Annotated in this window: 18 protein-coding genes; 12 read left to right on the forward strand and 6 right to left on the reverse strand. The window is 68.1% G+C overall.

The genetic code is table 11. The annotated features are described in order from the left end of the window. Positions 1-126: 126 nt before the first annotated feature. Positions 127-588, forward strand: coding sequence for a peptidoglycan-binding protein LysM (gene lysM / locus ASD34_RS10365; protein WP_056576659.1), 462 nt, complete (start codon positions 127-129; stop codon positions 586-588). Positions 589-612: 24 nt separating this feature from the next. On the opposite strand, the gene ASD34_RS10370 is transcribed toward lysM, so the two are convergent. Continuing rightward, positions 613-1,566 (reverse strand): AraC family transcriptional regulator, encoded by a 954-nt coding sequence (locus tag ASD34_RS10370; protein WP_056576662.1) that lies wholly within the window; start codon positions 1,564-1,566, stop codon positions 613-615. A 129-nt stretch (positions 1,567-1,695) separates the two neighbouring features. Here ASD34_RS10370 and ASD34_RS10375 point away from each other — a divergent pair, with 129 nt between their 5' ends. Further along, positions 1,696-1,968, forward strand: a complete 273-nt coding sequence (locus ASD34_RS10375; RefSeq protein WP_056576665.1) for a DUF4242 domain-containing protein — start codon at positions 1,696-1,698, stop codon at positions 1,966-1,968. Positions 1,969-1,983: 15 nt separating this feature from the next. On the opposite strand, the gene ASD34_RS10380 is transcribed toward ASD34_RS10375, so the two are convergent. Then, on the reverse strand, positions 1,984-2,394 hold the full coding sequence (locus tag ASD34_RS10380; protein WP_056576668.1) for a rhodanese-like domain-containing protein: 411 nt from the start codon (positions 2,392-2,394) through the stop codon (positions 1,984-1,986). 219 nt (positions 2,395-2,613) lie between these two features. Between ASD34_RS10380 and ASD34_RS10385 the strand changes: the two genes are divergently transcribed. From ASD34_RS10385 to gorA, 4 genes are all read left to right on the forward strand, one after another. After that, positions 2,614-3,729: a TRAP transporter substrate-binding protein gene (locus ASD34_RS10385; RefSeq protein ID WP_056576671.1), complete on the forward strand. Its 1,116-nt coding sequence runs from the start codon at positions 2,614-2,616 to the stop codon at positions 3,727-3,729. Between the two features lie 88 nt (positions 3,730-3,817). Beyond that, on the forward strand, positions 3,818-4,438 hold the full coding sequence (locus tag ASD34_RS10390) for a TRAP transporter small permease subunit (RefSeq protein ID WP_056576675.1): 621 nt from the start codon (positions 3,818-3,820) through the stop codon (positions 4,436-4,438). Continuing rightward, positions 4,435-6,420 (forward strand): TRAP transporter large permease, encoded by a 1,986-nt coding sequence (locus tag ASD34_RS10395; RefSeq protein WP_056576678.1) that lies wholly within the window; start codon positions 4,435-4,437, stop codon positions 6,418-6,420. The genes ASD34_RS10390 and ASD34_RS10395 overlap by 4 nt, the downstream gene beginning before the upstream one ends. A gap of 207 nt (positions 6,421-6,627) precedes the next feature. Continuing rightward, a complete protein-coding gene (gorA, locus tag ASD34_RS10400) occupies positions 6,628-7,986 on the forward strand; it encodes a glutathione-disulfide reductase (RefSeq protein ID WP_056576681.1) in 1,359 nt (452 codons plus the stop codon). A gap of 11 nt (positions 7,987-7,997) precedes the next feature. Here gorA and ASD34_RS10405 read toward each other — a convergent pair whose 3' ends face one another. Beyond that, positions 7,998-8,897: a ketopantoate reductase family protein gene (locus ASD34_RS10405; protein WP_056576682.1), complete on the reverse strand. Its 900-nt coding sequence runs from the start codon at positions 8,895-8,897 to the stop codon at positions 7,998-8,000. A 140-nt stretch (positions 8,898-9,037) separates the two neighbouring features. Here ASD34_RS10405 and ASD34_RS10410 point away from each other — a divergent pair, with 140 nt between their 5' ends. Next, complete coding sequence (locus tag ASD34_RS10410) at positions 9,038-10,555, forward strand: AMP nucleosidase (protein WP_056576685.1); 1,518 nt, start codon at positions 9,038-9,040, stop codon at positions 10,553-10,555. A gap of 120 nt (positions 10,556-10,675) precedes the next feature. Beyond that, a complete protein-coding gene (locus ASD34_RS10415) occupies positions 10,676-11,701 on the forward strand; it encodes a tripartite tricarboxylate transporter substrate-binding protein (RefSeq protein ID WP_200937567.1) in 1,026 nt (341 codons plus the stop codon). A gap of 12 nt (positions 11,702-11,713) precedes the next feature. On the opposite strand, the gene ASD34_RS10420 is transcribed toward ASD34_RS10415, so the two are convergent. Next, the gene (locus ASD34_RS10420) at positions 11,714-12,409 is read right to left on the reverse strand and encodes an ArsR/SmtB family transcription factor (RefSeq protein WP_056576687.1); all 696 of its coding nucleotides are present in this window, start codon (positions 12,407-12,409) and stop codon (positions 11,714-11,716) included. An 83-nt stretch (positions 12,410-12,492) separates the two neighbouring features. Here ASD34_RS10420 and ASD34_RS10425 point away from each other — a divergent pair, with 83 nt between their 5' ends. Further along, positions 12,493-13,656 (forward strand): cytochrome P450, encoded by a 1,164-nt coding sequence (locus ASD34_RS10425; RefSeq protein ID WP_056576691.1) that lies wholly within the window; start codon positions 12,493-12,495, stop codon positions 13,654-13,656. Here the strand turns inward: ASD34_RS10425 and ASD34_RS10430 are convergent, their stop codons facing one another. Further along, complete coding sequence (locus tag ASD34_RS10430) at positions 13,657-14,622, reverse strand: pyridoxamine 5'-phosphate oxidase family protein (RefSeq protein ID WP_056576694.1); 966 nt, start codon at positions 14,620-14,622, stop codon at positions 13,657-13,659. Further along, positions 14,619-15,269, reverse strand: a complete 651-nt coding sequence (locus ASD34_RS10435; RefSeq protein WP_056576697.1) for a glutathione S-transferase family protein — start codon at positions 15,267-15,269, stop codon at positions 14,619-14,621. Before ASD34_RS10435 ends, ASD34_RS10430 begins: the two co-directional genes overlap by 4 nt. Before the next feature lie 105 nt (positions 15,270-15,374). Here ASD34_RS10435 and ASD34_RS10440 point away from each other — a divergent pair, with 105 nt between their 5' ends. Genes ASD34_RS10440 through ASD34_RS10450 form a run of 3 tightly spaced genes read left to right on the forward strand, consistent with a single transcriptional unit; the run spans position 15,375 to position 18,120 of the window. Further along, on the forward strand, positions 15,375-16,283 hold the full coding sequence (locus ASD34_RS10440; RefSeq protein WP_056576701.1) for a LysR family transcriptional regulator: 909 nt from the start codon (positions 15,375-15,377) through the stop codon (positions 16,281-16,283). 38 nt (positions 16,284-16,321) lie between these two features. After that, a complete protein-coding gene (locus tag ASD34_RS10445; RefSeq protein WP_157609672.1) occupies positions 16,322-17,278 on the forward strand; it encodes an ATP-binding cassette domain-containing protein in 957 nt (318 codons plus the stop codon). A gap of 11 nt (positions 17,279-17,289) precedes the next feature. Continuing rightward, positions 17,290-18,120: an ABC transporter permease gene (locus ASD34_RS10450; protein WP_056576707.1), complete on the forward strand. Its 831-nt coding sequence runs from the start codon at positions 17,290-17,292 to the stop codon at positions 18,118-18,120. The last annotated feature ends 95 nt before the right edge of the window (positions 18,121-18,215 follow it).

The raw sequence follows: 18,215 nt of genomic DNA on the forward strand, positions 1-18,215 counted from the left end.
TTATTGCGACTTTGTTGTTATTCCTGCTGGCACGTCTTTGACAGTCGCGGCGTGGGCCTACGCGGACGGGGTCGGTTCCGCCGTTACATTCGCCCTTTCCATCCACCACGGCACAAGGAGAACACCATGGGATTGCTCAGCTTCATCAAGGAGGCCGGCGAAAAATTGTTCGGCGGCTCGTCGGCCGAAGCGGCCACGCCCGATGCGAACACGGCTGCCGCCGCGGCCATCAAGACCTACATCGAGACCCAGAACCTCGGCCTCACCGGACTGGACGTGACCTACACCGCAAGCAGCGGCGTCGTCACCCTCGCGGGCCAGGCGCCCTCGCAGGAAGCCAGCGAGAAAGCCGCGCTCGCCGCGGGCAACGTGGCCAACGTGACGAGCGTCGAGAACAACCTCGTCGCCCCGGCCGCACCGCCCGCGCAGTACCACGACGTGGTGAAGGGCGACACGCTCTCGGCCATCTCGAAGAAGTACTACGGCGACGCCAACAAGTACAACGCGATCTTCGAAGCGAACAAGCCGATGCTGTCGCACCCCGACAAGATCTATCCGGGACAGAAGCTGCGCATTCCGGCGCTCTGACCACCGCAACGCAATGGCGCCTCGCTAGGCGCCGTTGTGCCGCCAGGCCCCTGGCGACACGCCGTACTCCCGCTTGAATGCACGGTTGAAAGCGGCTTCCGATTCGTAGCCCACACCTTCGGCAATGCGCGCCAGGTTGCCCTGGTTTTTGCGCAGCATGCCGGCGGCCAGGATCATGCGCCAGCGCGCCAGGTAGTGCATGGGCGGAGCACCCACCAGTTCGGTGAAGCGGTCCGCCAGCACGCTGCGCGAGGTGTGGATTTCCTGCGCCAGTGCGTCGACCGTCCAGTTGCGCGCGGGCTCGGCGTGCATCAGTGCGAGACAGCGGCTCACGTGAGGGTCGCGCAGGCCAGCCAACCAGCCAGGGTTGTTCGCGGGCATGGATTCGATGTAGCCGCGCAGCACTTCGGTGAACAGCACTTCCGCCACCTTGGCAGCGACCATCTCCGAGCCGGGCGTGTGCAACGGCGCATCGCCCAACACGAAGTTGACCGACTGCTCGATCCACGGGCCTGCCGGCCTGCTGCGCAGCGGGGTGGTGAACAGGCGCGGAATGTTCGCCATGACGGGATGGGGGGCGTCGCCTTCGTACGCGAACCAGCTGCAGACCAGCACTGTGCGATCGCCCTGGCCACCGTAGCGCACGCGCTCCAGCTCGGGTGCCCGCGGACTCACCACGTGCGACATGTCCACGGCCGCGTGATGCAAGCCACTGCCCAGCACATGCGAGTCGCCATGCGGTACGACGAACACTTCGCCGGCCTGCGCTCGGATCGGCGCCTCGCCGTCGACCTGGGCCCAGCATTCGCCTTGCAGCACCAGGTGGCAGATGGCCAGCCGCTGCGCGCCGGGCCTGAGCAGCTGGGCGATGTCCCTACCCTGGGGTACCTTGAAACACCAGGGTGCATACATGTCACCGTTCAGGAACAGCGCGCCCTCCAGGCGGATGGTCCGAAGCACGTCCGACAAGACATCCATGGTCACCTCCCGGCAAGCGAGGGCGGGGTTTCGGTCAACAAGTCCGGCGAGACGGGCAATACACGGCGACTGCGCGTCGGCACCATGGGACCCGGTCACCTTCGGCCGATTCTAGACAGGAGTACCGCCATGCCCAAATTCGTTATCGAACGAGACATCCCCGGCGCCGGCAAGCTCGCGCCCTCGGACCTGAAAGCCATCTCGCAAAAATCCTGCGGCGTGCTCAACAGCATGGGCACCGACATCCAGTGGGTCCACAGCTACGTGACCGACGACCGGATCTACTGCGTCTACCAGGCGACCGACGAGGCCCTGGTGCGCCGGCACGCGGAGCTCGGTGGCTTTCCGGCCAACCGGGTGGACCGGGTGTACAGCGTGATCGACCCGGCCACGTCCGAATGAGGCGAGCGGCGCTCTCTAGTTCTGGCGCCAGGGTAGCCCGCGCTTGCGCCAGCCGCCGATCAACCCGCGATGCCCGCTCTCGTCCGGGTTGCCCTCGAAGCCTTCGAGGATGTTGTAGGCCTGCACGCCCAGCTCGGTCGCCCGCTTCGCCGCGGCGATCGAGCGCACGCCGCTGCGGCACAGCAGCACCAGCTTCTTGCCGCCTTCTGCAGCGGCGCGCACGCCGTCGTCAAACGCCGGGTTGAGCGCCATGCCCGGCCATTGCTTCCAGGCCAGCGGCATGGCGCCGGGCACGTAGCCGACCCATTCGCGCTCGGCGTCGGTGCGCACGTCGACCAGCACGGCCTCGCCGCTGGCCATCCATTGCGCCGCTTGTTCGGGCGTCACGTCGCCGGCATAGCCTTTTTCTCCGACAGGTTCACTCATGCTCGCCTTTCCTTCCAATTTCTAGGGTTAGCCCGGAGCCTTTGGCGACGGGGGCCGATCTATCTGCGCGCCGGATGATGGAATTTTTCACCGGTTCGTGAAAACCCTGTTTGTCACCAGGTGTGGCGCGCCAAAGATGGAGGTCGCGGCCTGTCGAAACCATAACGCGAAGATGACAGCCTCGGTGTTCCGGTCAGAGAACTATATGGAGACAGACACATGACAGACAGCAAATCGCCCCGTCGCCGCAGCCTTCTCAAGGGCGCGGCGGTGGCCGCAGGCGCCATGTCCGCGCCGATGGTCAGCATGGCCCAAACCACGTCGCTGCGTTTCCAGAGCACCTGGCCGGCGAAGGACATCTTCCACGAGTACGCACAGGACTTCGCCAAGAAGGTGAACGACATGGCGGGCAACCGCCTGAAGATCGAAGTGCTGCCCGCAGGCTCGGTGGTGCCCGCCTTCCAGCTGCTCGACGCAGTGGCCAAGGGCACGCTCGACGGCGGCCACGGCGTGGTCGCGTACTGGTACGGCAAGAACTCCGCGCTCGCGCTGTGGGGTTCGGGCCCAGGCTTCGGCATGGATGCCAACATGGTCCTGGCCTGGCACAACTACGGCGGCGGCAAGGCACTGATCGACGAGATCTACAAGAGCCTGAACCTGGACGTGGTGTCGTACCTGTACGGCCCGATGCCCACGCAGCCGCTGGGCTGGTTCAAGAAGCCGGTGGCCAAGGTCGAGGACATGAAGGGCCTGAAGTTCCGCACCGTGGGCCTGGCGGTGGACGTGTTCACCGACATGGGCACCGCCGTGAACCCGCTGCCCGGCGGCGAGATCGTGCCGGCGCTGGACCGCGGCCTGATCGATGCAGCCGAGTTCAACAACGCCTCGAGCGACCGCGTGCTGGGCTTCCCCGACGTGGCCAAGAACTGCATGCTGCAGAGCTTCCACCAGTCGGGCGAGCAGTTCGAGATTCTCTTCAACAAGGCCAAGCTCGCGGCGCTGCCGGCCGAGCTCAAGTCGGTCATCGACTACGCGGTGCAGGCGTCGAGCGCCGACATGAGCTGGAAGGCGATCCAGCGCAACTCGCAGGACTACATCGAACTCAAGAAGGCCGGCATCAAGTTCTACAAGACGCCCGACGCCATCCTGCGCGCGCAACTGGCCTCGTGGGACAAGACGGTCGCCAAGAAGGCGGCCGAGAACCCGATGTTCAAGAAAGTGCTCGACTCGCAAAGAGCCTTTGCCGAGCGCGCAGGCCAATGGCAAAACGACTACACGGTCGATTTCAAGATGGCCTACAACCACTACTTCGGCGCCAAGGCCAAGAAGTCCTGAGGCCATCCGCCGACCTGAGGGCACCCGCGCGGTGCCCTCTTTTCTTGCCCGTCCGCGCGGCACCGCCCGCAGCGAGGAGCCCCTTTCGATGCAATCTTTCCTGTTGGCCGTCGACCGGTTCTCGACCTGGATCGGCAAGACCTTCTCGTGGTGCGCGTTGCTGCTCACGCTGCTCATCAGTTGGGAAGTGTTCTCGCGCTATGCGCTGAACCGCCCGCACGCCTGGGTGCTCGATGTCCAGATCATGTTGTACGGCGCCATGTTCATGACCGCCGGCGCCTACACGCTCTCGAAAAACGGCCACGTGCGCGGTGACGTGCTCTACGGTTTCTTTCGCCCCCGCACGCAGGCGCTGGTCGACCTGGTGCTCTACTTTCTGTTCTTCCTGCCGGGTATCGTCGCGCTGACCTGGGCGGGTTGGGTCTACGCGGGCGAGTCGCTCGCCATCCGCGAACAGACCTTCTCGGCCGAGCCGCTGCCGCTGTATCCGTTCAAGTACATCATTCCGCTGGCCGGCTTCACGCTGCTGCTGCAGGGCGTGGTCGAGATCATCCGCTGCGTGCAGTGCATCCACACCGGCGCCTGGCCTTCGCGCGAGCAGGACGTGGAAGAAGTCGACGTCGAGAAGCTGAAGGAAATGGTGCACGTGAAAGACGAGGACATCGCCGCGCTCGACCGCGTGGTGGTGGCCAAGGAGGCCGCGCGATGAACATCCGCCGCGAACTCTGGTTCGGCCTGTCGTTCATGGCCGTCATCGTCGCCGCCGCGGCAGCCATGCTGCTGAGCGCCGACACCGTCACCAACGGCCACCTGGGCCTGTTGATGCTCTCACTCGTCGTGGTGGCGATCATGCTGGGCTTTCCCACGGCGTTCACGCTGATGGGCATGGGCATGCTCTTCACCTGGCTGGCCTACGACCGCGACTGGCACCGCACGCTCGACCTGATGGTGCAGTCGGCCTACAAGACCATGGCCAACGACGTGCTGATCGCCGTGCCGCTGTTCGTCTTCATGGGCTACCTGGTGGAGCGCGCCAACCTCATCGAGTCGCTCTTCAAGAGCCTGCACCTGGCGCTTGCGCGGCTGCCGGGCGCGCTGGCCGTGGCGACGCTCGTCACCTGCACCATCTTCGCCACCGCGACCGGCATCGTGGGCGCAGTGGTCACGCTCATGGGCCTGCTGGCGCTGCCGGCCATGCTGCGTGCGGGCTACAGCGTGCCGCTGGCCGCAGGCGCGATCACGGCGGGCGGCTGCCTGGGCATCCTGATTCCTCCCTCGGTGCTGCTGATCGTGTACGGCGCGACGGCGGGCGTGTCGGTGGTGCAGCTGTACGCGGGCGCCTTCTTTCCGGGCCTGATGCTCGCGACGCTGTACGTGGTGTACGTGATCATCATCGCGTGGCTCAAGCCGCAGTGGGCGCCGCCGCTGTCGCAGGCCGAGCGCGTGGTGCCGCTGCCGCCACTGTCGCAGCGGCTGGCCGACAGTCCTGCCGCGCACGCAGTCGTCGGGCTGCTGAAGGGCCGCCGCAACTCCGACGTGCCGTTCTCGCATGTGCTCAAGCAACTGGGCATCGTCGTGCTGCCCGGCGCAATCTTCCTGCTGGCAGCGGGCCTGAGCTACCAGTCGGTGACCACGGTGGAAGCGCAGGCGCGCTACGAAATCCAGGAGATCGGCGCCACCGCGCCGTCGAGCGAAAGCGAAAGCAGCGCGGGCGGCTTGCAGGAGCCGCCGTCGAACGACGGCCTGGCAGAGCCCCCTGCGGAAGGCGGGCTGCAGGAGCCTCCCTCGGAAGAGACGCCCGCGCCGCAAGCCTCTTCAGGCCCGCTGGCGGAGCCGCCCGGCGCCACCGGCGAAGCCCCTGCACCTGCACCGGCAGCCGCCGTCGCGGAACCGCCGGCCGCCGCATCCTCGGCCGCGGCCGAAGGCGCCTCGGTGCGCCCCGCGCCAACCTGGTGGTGGGTCACCTTCGCCGTCTTCGGCGCGATGGTCACGCTGTTCTACCTGTTCCTGAGTTTCGCGCGGCTCGAGATCTTCAAGATGCTCCTGGCCTCGTTCTTCCCGCTGGTGCTGCTGATCCTTTCGGTGCTGGGCTCGATCGTGCTGGGCCTGGCCACGCCGACCGAGGCCGCCGCCATGGGCGCGCTGGGCGGCATGCTGCTGGCCGCGGCGTACCGACGGCTCAACCTCTCGGTGCTGAAAGAATCGGTCTTCCTCACGGCCAAGACCTCGGCGATGGTGTGCTGGCTGTTCGTCGGCTCGGCCATCTTCTCGGCGGCGTTCGCGCTGCTGGGCGGCCAGGCGCTGGTGGAAGAGTGGGTGCTCAGCATGAACCTCACGAAGGTTCAGTTCCTCATCCTGAGCCAGGTCATCATCTTCCTGCTGGGCTGGCCGCTGGAGTGGACCGAGATCATCGTGATCTTCATGCCCATCTTCATCCCGCTGCTGGACAACTTCGGTGTCGACCCGCTGTTCTTCGGGCTGCTGGTGGCACTGAACCTGCAGACGGCGTTCCTGTCGCCGCCGGTGGCGATGGCCGCCTTCTACCTGAAGGGCGTGAGCCCGTCGCACGTCACGCTGAACCAGATCTTCCTGGGCATGCTGCCGTTCATGGGCATCCAGGTACTGGCGATCGTGATGCTGTACATCTGGCCGCAGATCGGGCTGTGGCTGCCGCAACTGTTGTACAAATGACGGCGGTGGGCGCGTGGCGCACGAAGCACTGACCAGCGCCGCCGCTTCGCGCACGGCCGCACGATCTTGTCACCGACTGTCGCCCATTCGATGTCCTGATCGACCCCGTTGAAGGTGCGCTTCATCGCCGCGCCCACGTTCGCAAGCCCCGCCGCGAGCACCGCCTTCGCCCCGCCGCTACAGTCGGCCGCAAGGAGCGTCTTTCACATGCAACGATTCGATTTCGACCTCTTCGTCATTGGCGGCGGCAGCGGTGGCGTGCGCGCCGCGCGCATGGCGGCGCAAGCGGGCGCGCGCGTCGCGCTGGCCGAGGCCGCGGAGCTCGGCGGCACCTGCGTCAACGTGGGCTGCATCCCGAAGAAGCTCTACAGCTACGCCGCCGGCTATGCCGAAGCCTTCGAGGAAGCCGAAGGCTACGGCTGGAAGCTGCCCGAGGCGCCGCAGTTCGACTGGCCGCACCTCAAGACGCAGCGCGCCAGGGAGATCAGCCGACTCAACGGCATCTACGGCTCGCTGCTGAAAAACTCGGACGTCACGCTCGTCACCGGCTGGGCCCAGCTGGTCGATGCACACACGGTGGAGATCGAAGGCAGGCGCCACACCGCGCGCCACCTGCTCGTGGCCACCGGCGGCACGCCCTTCGTGCCCGACATTCCGGGCCGCGAGCACATCGTGACCTCCGACGCGATGTTCGACCTCGACCCGTTCCCCAAGCGCCTGCTGGTGGTGGGCGGCGGCTACATCGCCTGCGAGTTCGCATCGATCTTCAACGGCCTGGGCTCCAAGGTGACGCAGCTGCACCGCCGCGCGCACCTGCTCACCGGCTTCGACGACGACGTGCGCCAGTTCCTCGCGAACGAGATGGGCAAGGCAGGCGTCGACGTGCGCCTGAACTGCGAGGCCTCGTCGATCGCACGCGGGCCCGACGGCTTCGTGGTCACGCTCGCGCGCGGCCAGCAGATCGAGGCCGACACCGTGCTCTTCGCCACCGGCCGCGTGCCCAACACGCAGGGGCTCGGCCTCGACGCCGCCGGCGTGAAACTCGACGCCAACGGCGCCATCGCGGTCGATGCGCACTACCGCACCTCGGTGCCGTCGATCTACGCGGTGGGCGACGTGTCGACGCGCGTGCAGCTCACGCCCGTGGCACTGGCCGAGGCGATGGTGGTGGTCGATGCGCTGTTCGGCAAGGGCAAGCGCGGCATGGACTACGAATTCATTCCCACCGCCGTGTTCACGCATCCCAACATCGGCACCTGCGGCTACAGCGAGATCGACGCGCGCGCGAAGTTCGGCGAGGTCACCGTGTTCTCGAGCGAGTTCAAGTCGCTGCGCCACACGCTCTCGGGCCGCAGCGAGCGCACCTTCATGAAGCTCGTGGTCGACAAGAAGAGCGACCGCGTCGTCGGCCTGCACATGGTGGGCGCGGACGCGGGTGAAGTCGTGCAAGGCTTTGCGGTGGCGATGCGCGCGGGTGCAACGAAAGCGCTGTTCGACGGCACCATCGGCATCCACCCGACGGCGGCCGAGGAGTTCGTCACCATGCGCGAACCCATGCCCGGCTAGGCGCTGCCTCGCTACTTCTGCTGCTTGCCTTCAAGCAGCTTCACCATCACGAACAACACCCGATTGGCCGGCGTGGGCACGCCCAGTGCCTCGCCGCGCCGCATCACCAGCCCGTTGAGGTGATCGATCTCGCTGCGCTTGCCGCGTGCGAGGTCCTGTGCGGTCGACGAATACTGCGAGGGCATGGTCTGCGCGATGGCGCGCACGGCGGCATCGACGTCGCCCGGAATCACGACGCCTTCGGCCTTCGCAACCGCCAGGCATTCGGCAACCACATCGCGGATCACGTCGTTCACGCCCGCACCCTGCACGAGTTCGCCGTACGGCAGCTGCGACACGGCCGACAGTGCGTTGTAGGCGCAGTTGAGTACCAGCTTGGCCCACAGCGCGCCACGCACGTTGTCGGAGATCTGCGTGGGCACGCCGGCGGCGATCAATGCCCGCGCGACCTCGTCGCTGCGGCGCGACGGCGCAATCACCAGTTCGCCGCGGCCGTGGTGCTTCACGTGGCCCGGCCCGGCCATCTCGGTCGCCACGTAGACGACGGCGGCGGCCACGTCGCGCGATGGCAGCGCCGCACGCACGCGCTCATCGTTGTCGACACCGTTCTGCAGCGTGAGGACCAGCGCGCCGGGTGCGAGGTGCGGGCGAACCTGCGCGGCGGCCGATTCAGTGTCGGTCGACTTCACGCAGAACAGCACGAGGTCGGCGCCCTGCACCGCGCTCGCGTCGGTGCTCGCATCGAGCGGCACCTGTTCATCGAAAGCCTTCGTCTCCAGCCGCAGCCCGTTCGCGCGCACCGCCTCCACATGCGAAGGCCGCCCGATCAGCACCACCTCGTGGCCGGCGCGCGCCAGCATGGCGCCGTAGTAACAGCCGACCGCGCCGGCTCCCATGACAGCGACTTTCATTCCTTCACCTTCCAGCATTCATTCATCGGAAACCATCGAGGTTAATCACTTCGCGACCGGTGTGCCGCAGGCCTCGCCGAAGCACGACAGCGCCGCGAGGCGACCGCCCGCGCGTCACGCCCGCATTGCACAATGACGCCATGCCCTACATGCCCACCTTCGTCGCTCCCGCCCGCTTCACCGACGCCGCCGAGGCGCTCGACCAGGTCAAAGCCATCTACCAGGGCGGGCTCGCCCACCTGCGCGAATCGATGCTGCGCTTCGTGGCCGGCGAGGCGCTGCCGGGCCGGGTGCGGGCCTGCTACCCGTTCGTGCGGGTGCACACGCACACCGTGTCGCGCCACACGCCGCCGGCCAACGCCGGCCTGAGCTACGGCTTCGTGGCCGGCCCCGGCCGCTACGAGACCACGCTGACGCGGCCCGACCTGTTCTCACGCTACTACCTCGACCAGTTCCGCCTGCTGCTCGAGAACCACCAGGTCGAGATCGAGGTGGGCACCAGCACGCAGCCGATTCCGATCCACTTCTCGTTCGCCGAGAACGACCACATCGAAGGCACGATGAGCGCCGAGCGCCGCGCCCTCATGCGCGACGTGTTCGACCTTCCCGACCTGGGCGCCATGGACGACGGCATTGCCAACGGCACCTTCGAGGCACTGCCCGGCGAGCCGCAGCCGCTGTCGCTGTTCACCGCCGCGCGCGTCGACTACTCGCTGCACCGCCTGCGCCACTACACGGGCACGGCGCCCGAGTGGTTCCAGAACTTCGTGCTGTTCACCAACTACCAGTTCTACATCGACGAGTTCGTGCGCCTGGGCCACGAGGCCATGGCCGACGAGAACAGCGAGTACATCGCCTTCATCGAGCCCGGCAACGTCGTCACGCGCCGGCGTGGGCTCGATGCCGGCGCGAGCGCCACCTTCGGCCACCTGCTCGACGGCAGCCAGGGCACCGCGCCGCCGCGCCTGCCGCAGATGCCGGCCTACCACCTCGTGCGCGAGGACTACAGCGGCATCACCATGACGAACATCGGCGTCGGCCCGGCCAATGCCAAGACCATCACCGACCACATCGCCGTGCTGCGTCCGCACGCCTGGATGATGCTCGGCCACTGCGCCGGGCTGCGCAACACGCAGCAGCTGGGCGACTACGTGCTGGCCCACGCCTACGTGCGCGAGGACCACGTGCTCGACGAAGAGTTGCCGCTGTGGGTGCCCATCCCGGCGCTGTCGGAGATCCAGCTCGCCCTGGAGCGGGCGGTGGCCGACGTCACCCGCTTCGAGGGCCCCGACCTGAAGAAGATCATGCGCACCGGCACCGTGGCCAGCACCGACAACCGCAACTGGGAGCTGCTGCCCGCCAACCAGCCGCAGCGCCGCTTCAGCCAGAGCCGCGCCGTGGCGCTGGACATGGAAAGCGCGACCATCGCGGCCAACGGCTTCCGCTTCCGGGTGCCCTACGGCACCTTGCTGTGCGTGAGCGACAAGCCGCTGCACGGCGAGATCAAGCTGCCCGGCATGGCCAACCACTTCTACCGCGAGCGCGTCGAGCAGCACCTGCGCATCGGCATGCGGGCCATCGAGATCCTGCGCGAGGAAGGCACGACGCGGCTGCACAGCCGAAAGCTGCGCAGCTTCGCGGAAGTGGCTTTCCAGTAGCCGCAGTCGCCGAAAGGCGCGGCCGGCGACCGCGCGCCTCAGGGTTATTCCCGGTGCTGCATGCGCAGGATTGCCGTGTTTCCCGGACATCATCGGCTGTCACATACCAACGGAAACACGATGCGCCCGCCTTCCCTGCCGCCAGCCGCTGCACTTCCCCTGTCCCGTCGCCGTTTCGGCACCTGGCTGGCCGCCTCGGCCGCGGCAGCCGGTGCGGGCCAGGCCGCGCTGTGGGCCGGCAACGCCCGCGCAGCCGACGCGCCGGCCAGCAGCAAGCTGCGCATCGTGATCCCCGCGAACGAAGGCGGCGGCTGGGACCAGACCGGCCGCGCCCTCGGCGCCGCCCTGCTCGCCTCGGGCGCCGTGGGCAACGTCACCTACGAGAACATCGGCGGCAAGGGCGGCACCATCGGCCTGGCCAGGTACGTCGAGAAGTACGACGCCGACCCCGAGGCGCTGCTGGTCAGCGGCATGGTGATGGTCGGCGCGGTGGCGCTGCAGAAGCCCGCCGTCACGCTGGCGCACGTGTCGCCCGTGGCGCGGCTGACCAGCGACTACGAGGTGGTCGCCGTCAAGGCCAACTCCCCCATCAAGACCCCCAAGGACCTCATCGCCCAGCTGCGTGCCGACGCCGCCACCACGGTCATTGCGGGCGGCTCGGCCGGCGGTGTGGACCACATGTTCGCCGGCATGCTGGCGCGCGTGGCCGGCGCCTCCGCGTTGCTGAACTACCAGCCGCACCCGGGCGGCGCACAGGTGGTCGAAGCGCTCGATACGGGCAAGGCGGCCGCCGGTATTTCGGGCTACAGCGAGTTCGCCGAGCACATCGCGAACGGCAAGCTGCGCGCCATCGGCGTGTCGTCCAAGCACCCATTCCAGGGCATTGCGTCGGTACGCCAGCAGGGCGTGGACGCCGACCTCGCCAACTGGCGCGGCGTGATGACCGGCAAGAAAGTCCCGCCCTACCGCCGCGCCCAGTTGCTGGAGGCCGTGCAGCGCGCCACCACGCATGACCTCTGGCAGAAGACCATCAAGCGCAACAACTGGGACCCGTACTGGATGGCGGGCAAGGACTTCGAGAGCTTTCTCGAACTCGACACCGCCATGGCGGGCCCGCTGATCTATCTGCTCAAGCTGAAGGCCTGAGCGCCTTCGCCTTCAGGCAAACAGCTCCGGCATCTCGCGCTGCGCCTTCGGCGTGAGCGTGAGCGCGCGCCCGTCGAGTTCCTGCCGCACCCAGCCGCGCCGCAGCGACAGCTGCAGCCACGCGGCGCCGAGTGCGCCGCCCAGGTGCGGGCGGCGCTCGCTCCAGTCGAGGCAGGCGCAGGCGAAGCGGCGGCGCGAACGGCGCACGGTGTCGACTTCGACACCCAGGCTCTCCAGCGCGATGGCGCCGTCGGGCGTGAGTTCGTACGAACCGCTTTCCAGCCCGCTGAGCCAGCCCTGCGCATGCAGCCGGTCGTGCAGCGCAACGCCCGCGGTGCCCGCCATGTGGTCGTAGCAGGTGCGCGCGCTGCGCAGGCGGCTCGGCGTGTTGGGCTGGAAGGCGGCTGCGGCGGGGCGCGGCGCGCCAGCCACCACCATGAGGCTTTCGAGCGCGGCGGCCACGTCGTCGCTGGCGAGGCGAAAGTAGCGGTGCTTGCCTTGCACGAGCACCTCGACCAACCGCTCGTCCTTCAGACGCGCAAGGTGCGCGCTCGCGGTCGAGGCCGCCACCTCGGCCACCGTGGCGAGCTCGGTCGCGGTGCGGGCGTGGCCGTCCATCAGGCAGTTCAGCATGCGGGCACGCGCCGGCTCGGCGATGGCGCCGGCGAGGCGGGCGAGCTGGAAGTCGGAAGCGGTGGTGTCGTCCATGAGGGCATCCTAAGGCGGCGCCGCATCCCACACTTCGTTCGCGGCCGAAGTGTGCCGGCGGCCGCGAACGCACACTGCGCGCCATGAACACCGCTGTGCCCACCCACCCCGTCGATCCGGTCGCCGCCGCCACGCACGCCGACCCGTACCCGTACTACGCCACGCTGCGCGACGGCCCGCCGCTCGCGTGGCATGACGGCTTGCGCGCATGGATCGCGAGCCGCGCCGATGTGGTCATGCAGGTGCTGCAGGTCCACGGCGCGCTGCGCGTGCGTCCCGCCGCCGAGCCCGTGCCGCGCGCGATCTTGGGCAGTCCGGCCGGCGAGGTGTTCGGCCATCTGGTGCGCATGAACGACGGCCCGGCGCACCAGGTGCATCGCCCGGCATTGCAACGCGCGCTGGCCGGGCTCGACCTCCATGCGGCACACGCCGCCGCGCTCGACGTGGCGCGGCGGGTGCCCGCGCATGCGCCCCTGTCCGATGCGCTGTTCTCGCTGCCCCTGCGGGCGATGGCCCACCTGCTCGGCTTCGACGACGCGACGCTGCCGCAGGTGGACCGCTGGATGCGTGACTTTGTCGCCTGCCTTTCGCCGCTGTCGAACGCCGGCCAGCTGCAGGCGGCGAGCGTGGCGGCCGGCGAACTGATGACCCGCTTCGAAGCCCTGAGCGCGAACGCCTCGCCGCGCGACGGCACGCTGCTGGCGGCAGTGCGGGCCGAAAGCGCGGCGAGCGCCCCGCTCTCGCGCGCGCTGCTGGCGAACCTCGTGGGCCTGCTTTCGCAGACCTGCGACGCCACGGCGGGCCTGCTGGGCAACAGCCTTGTTGCGCTGGTGCGCGAGCCCGAACTGCGCCCGTTGGCGCGCACGCGCGACGGTCTGCTCGCCATCGTCGAGGAGACGGCACGCCACGACCCGCCGGTGCAGAACACGCGCCGTTTCGCGGTCGAACCGGTCGAGATCGCCGGCACTTCGCTGGCGGCGGGCGATGCGGTGCTGGTGCTGCTGGCCTCGGCGCAGCGCGATCCGGCGTTCAATCCCGAGCCCGATCGCTTCATGCCCGTGCGTGCGCAGCGGCGCGTGCTCGGCTTTGGCCACGGCGTGCATGCGTGTCCCGGCCAGGCGCTGGCTTGCACGCTGGCCGCGGCGGGCCTCGAGGCGCTGCTGCGTCAGCAACGCGCACCCGATCTCGATGCGCTCGACTGGCACTACCGCCCGTCAGTCAACGGGCGCATTCCGGTCTTTGAGTAGTCAGTGCGCGGCCCAGCGCCCCGTGCCCGCCAGGTGCGGCGACAACGCGGCCTCGCCCCAGCGCAGCGGCAGCGCGGCCTGACGGCGCAGCGCGCGCGTGACGTGAAAACGCATCAGCCGCTCCGCGCCTTCGAACGCCGCCACCTCGGGGCCGTCCGTGACGATCTCCGCCGTGGCGCTCAGGTGCAGCAGCTCGCCGGTGTCGAAGTCGACGAAGAGCAGGCCCGCGCGCGGGTGCGCCTGCAAGTTGCCGAGCGTGTTGAAGAAGCGGTTGCCGTTGAAATCGGGCACCGTGAGCACGCCGCCCGCATCGACACGCACGAAGCCCGGCCGCCCGCCGCGGTGTGACACATCGACGCCGTGTGAGCGCGCATCGGCGTCGTCGCCCACCGCCGCGGCGTCGGGATATGCCGTGGCGATGAACAGCGTGTCGGCCGCGCCGATGAGCCGTTCGGCCGCGAGGTCGAGCGTGTCGAGCCACTGCACGGCGGGTTCGTTGGCCGGCGGTGCGGCGAACAGCGGCTCGCGCGCCTGGATGTAGCGCGGGCAGTTGCCGAAGCTCTGCTGCACCTCGACCATGAAGCCCGCCGCGTCGAGCGCCTCGACCGTGCCGTTCATGCGGTTGCGCCGCCGCGTGTGCGGCTGGATGCCCAGCAGGCCGAGCGTGGCGCCGGGCGCGAGCTGACCTGCGAGCGGATCGCCTGCGCCCGGCAGCGCATCGATGCGCAGGTGCGTCGCGTCGGGCGAGTGCGCAAAGCCGGCGGCCGCGGCGAGCATGCTGGCCCACGGCTGCAGGTCGGCATCGAGGCTGCCGACGACGAGGAAGGGCAGCTGCGCGAAGAACTCACGGTGCTGGTCGGGCATGTAGTCGCGGATCACGCGCGGCCCGATCGCTTCCATCTGCTCGCGCGCGCCCACGAGCGACTGCAGCGCGCGTTCTCCCGCGTGGAATGGGGCGGCGATCATGACGCCACCGCCAGGCCCACCGGCGAACGCACCATCGGCACGAACCCGGGCAAGGCTTCCACGCGCGCCAGCCACGCACGCAGCTGCGGGTAAGCGTCGAGCGACACGCTGCCTTCGGGCGCATGCGCCACGTAGGCGTAGTTCGCGATGTCGGCCAGCGAGGCCGACGGGCCCGCGAGGAAGGCTTGATCCGTCAGGCAGACCTCCATCACGGCGAGCAGCGCATGCGAGCGCTTGACTGTTTCGGTCGGGTCGGTGTCCAGGCCAAACAGCACCATCACGCGCGCCGCCGCAGGCCCGAACGCCAGCGGGCCGGCCGCCACCGAAAACCAGCGCTGCACGCGCGCCGCGCCCACCGGGTCGCGCGGCATCCAGCGCGCCGGATCGGCGGCGTAGCGTTCGTTGAGGTACACGAGGATGGCGTTGGAGTCGGCCAGCGTGACGTCGCCGTCCTCGATCACCGGCACCTGGCCAAAGGGGTTGCGCGCCAGGAACTCCGGCGTGCGGTGCTCGCGCTGGCGCAGGTTGAGTTCGACGATCTCGAAGGGCAGGCCCAGCAGCGTGAGGAACAGGCGCACGCGGTGCACGTGGCCCGAGATGGCACTGCCGTACAGCTTGATCGGTTGGGCGGGCATGTTTTGAGCCATGAGGAGTCCTTCAGGTGGGTATGCCTCGAATTCTTCTCTCTTCCGGCAAACGAATGAATAGCCTTCACCGAATTTGACTGCTGCGTTTTCCGGTTTAATCGCGCCATGGATCGCTTCAAAGCCATGCAGACCTTCGTGCAGATTGCCGACCAGGGCAGCCTGACCCGCGCCGCCGAAGCGCTCGGCAGTTCGCTGCCCGCCGTGGTGCGCGCGCTCGCCGCGCTCGAGGCGCACCTGGGCGTGCGCCTGTTCCACCGCACCACGCGGCGCCTGTCGCTCACCGAAGAGGGCCGCCACTACCTGCCGAGCGCGCGCGAGGTGCTGCTCGCGGCCGACGCCGCCGACCAGGCGCTGAAGGCCGAGGCGCGCGAGCCCGCGGGGCAACTGGTCATCACCGCGCCGGTGCTGTTCGGCCACATGTACGTCGCGCCCGCCATCGTGCGCTTCATGCAGCGCCACGAGAAGGTGCGCTGCAGTGTGCGGCTGCACGACCGCACGGTGAACCTGCTCGAGGAGGGCATCGACGTCGGCATCCGCATCAGCCCGCTCGAAGACTCGTCGCTGGTGGCGCAGACGCTGGGCACCATCCGCCGCGTGGTGGCGGCCAGCCCCGCCTTCCTGGCGCAGCACGGCGTGCCGCGCCATCCACGCGACCTGGCGGGTGCGCCCTGCGTGCGCGGGCGCATCGATGCGCCGCCGCAATGGGCATTTAGGGACGGCGGCGAGGGTGGCAACGGCGGAAAGACCGTGCACGTCACGCCGGACAACCGCCTGGAGTTCAACCACCTCGCGCCCGCCCTCGAGGCCTGCGCCGCAGGCATGGGCTTCGGCACCTTCTTCTCCTACCAGGTGCTGCCCTATGTGGCGCAAGGCCGGCTGCAGCTGGTGCTCGAAGACTACGAGCCCGCACCCCGCCCCGTGAGCGTGATCTACCCCAACGCGCGGCTGCTGCCGGCGCGCACGCGCGCCTTCATCGACTGGATGAAAAGCGAGTTCAGCGGCCTGCGCATGTAGCTGCTGCGCCAATCGGCGCGCTGCGTCAGAATGGCCGCGTGCCATCCCACACCCCCCCTCCTTCGCCTTCTTCCTCCCCACTGTTCCAGGTCCGTTCGCTTCGCAAGCGCTACGGCGAGACCACGGTCGTCGACGACCTCTCGTTCGAGATCGCGCCCGGCGAGTGCCTGGGCGTGATCGGGCCGAACGGCGCGGGCAAGACCACCACGATCCGTATGTGCCTGGGCCTCACCGCGCCCGACGGCGGCAGCATCGAAGCGCTGGGCCTGCAGATGCCGCGCGACGCGCTGGCCATCAAGGCGCAGCTGGGCGTGGTGTCGCAGTTCGACACGCTCGACCCCGACTTCAGCTGCGCCGAGAACCTCGTGGTGTACGGCCGCTACTTCGGTTTCAGCAAGGCGCATGTGCGTCAACGCGTGCCGCAGCTGCTCGAATTCGCCGCGCTCTCGCACAAGGCCGACGCCAAGCCCGGCGAGCTGTCGGGCGGCATGCGCCGGCGCCTGTCGCTGGCGCGTGCGCTGGTGAACGACCCCAAGTTGCTGCTGCTCGACGAGCCCACCACCGGCCTCGATCCGCAGGCGCGCCACCTGATGTGGGAGCGCCTGCAGGTGCTGCTGCAGCAGGGCAAGTCGATTTTGCTGACCACGCACTTCATGGACGAGGCCGAGCGCCTGTGCTCGCGCCTGCTGGTGCTCGACCACGGCCGCAAGATCGCCGAAGGCCGCCCGCGCGATCTCATCGCCGAGTACCTGGAGCCCGACGTGGTCGAGGTGTATGGCAATGGGGCGCTGTCGCTGGCCGGCTCGCCCGAACTTCAGGCGCTGGCCGCGCGCGTGGAGGTGAGCGGCGAAACCGTGTTCTTCTATACGCAGGATGCGCGCCGTCTGCTCGATGCGCTCACTCAGCATGGCGGGCTGCGCACCTTCCATCGGCCGGCCAACCTGGAAGACCTGTTCCTCAAGCTCACCGGCCGGCAGATTCGCCAGGATGGGTAGACCTTCTTTTCATGAATACAACCACTGCTTCTTCCGTGCCACCTTCCTCGCCCTCGGTGTGGCGCGCGCCCGAACTGTCGATGCGCTGGTGGCCCGTGTTCCTGCGCAACCTGCTGGTGTGGCGCAAGCTTGCCTTGCCGAGCCTGATCGGGAACATCGCGGAGCCGCTGATCTGGCTGGTGGCGTTTGGCTACGGGATGGGCGCTTTGGTGGGGCAGGTGACGGTGGATGGCACGCAGGTGCCGTACATCCTGTTCCTGGCCAGTGGGTCGATCTGCATGAGTGCGATGAATGCGGCGAGCTTCGAGGCGCTGTATTCGGCGTTTTCTCGGATGCATGTGCAGAAGACCTGGGATGGGATCATGAATGCGCCGGTGGGATTGGACGACATCGTGCTGGCGGAGATGCTGTGGGCGGCGTTCAAGTCGATCTTTACGGTGACTGCGATCCTGTTCGTGATGCTTGGACTCGGGATCAGTCACAGCCCCAAGTTGATCGTGGCCTGGATGGTGTTGATCGGGTGCGGGATCACGTTTTCTTCGGTAGCGTTGATCTTCAATGCGTTGGCGAAGGGGTATGACTTTTTTACCTACTACTTCACTCTGTTCATGACGCCGATGATGTTTTTGAGTGGGGTGTTTTTTCCGCTGGAGCAACTGCCTTCTGCTGTGCGTGCTGTGGCGGCCTGGTTGCCTTTGACCAATGCTGTGGCGTTGGTGCGGCCGTTGTTCATGGATCGGTGGCCTGAGGGGTGGTGGGTGCATGCGGGTGTGTTGGTTGTGTATGCGGTTGTGGCTTTCTGGATTGCTTTGGCGTTGACTCGGAAGAGGTTTCGGGGGTGATTTCTGCTTAGCTGGTCCGGTTTGCTTTCCGGGGCCGGGTCTCGGCCCGGCGGCCGACCTACTTTTCTTTGCTTCGCCAAAGAAACGTAGGCAAA

The sequence above is a fragment of the Variovorax sp. Root473 genome (genome assembly GCF_001426505.1).
Lineage (GTDB): Bacteria > Pseudomonadota > Gammaproteobacteria > Burkholderiales > Burkholderiaceae_C > Variovorax.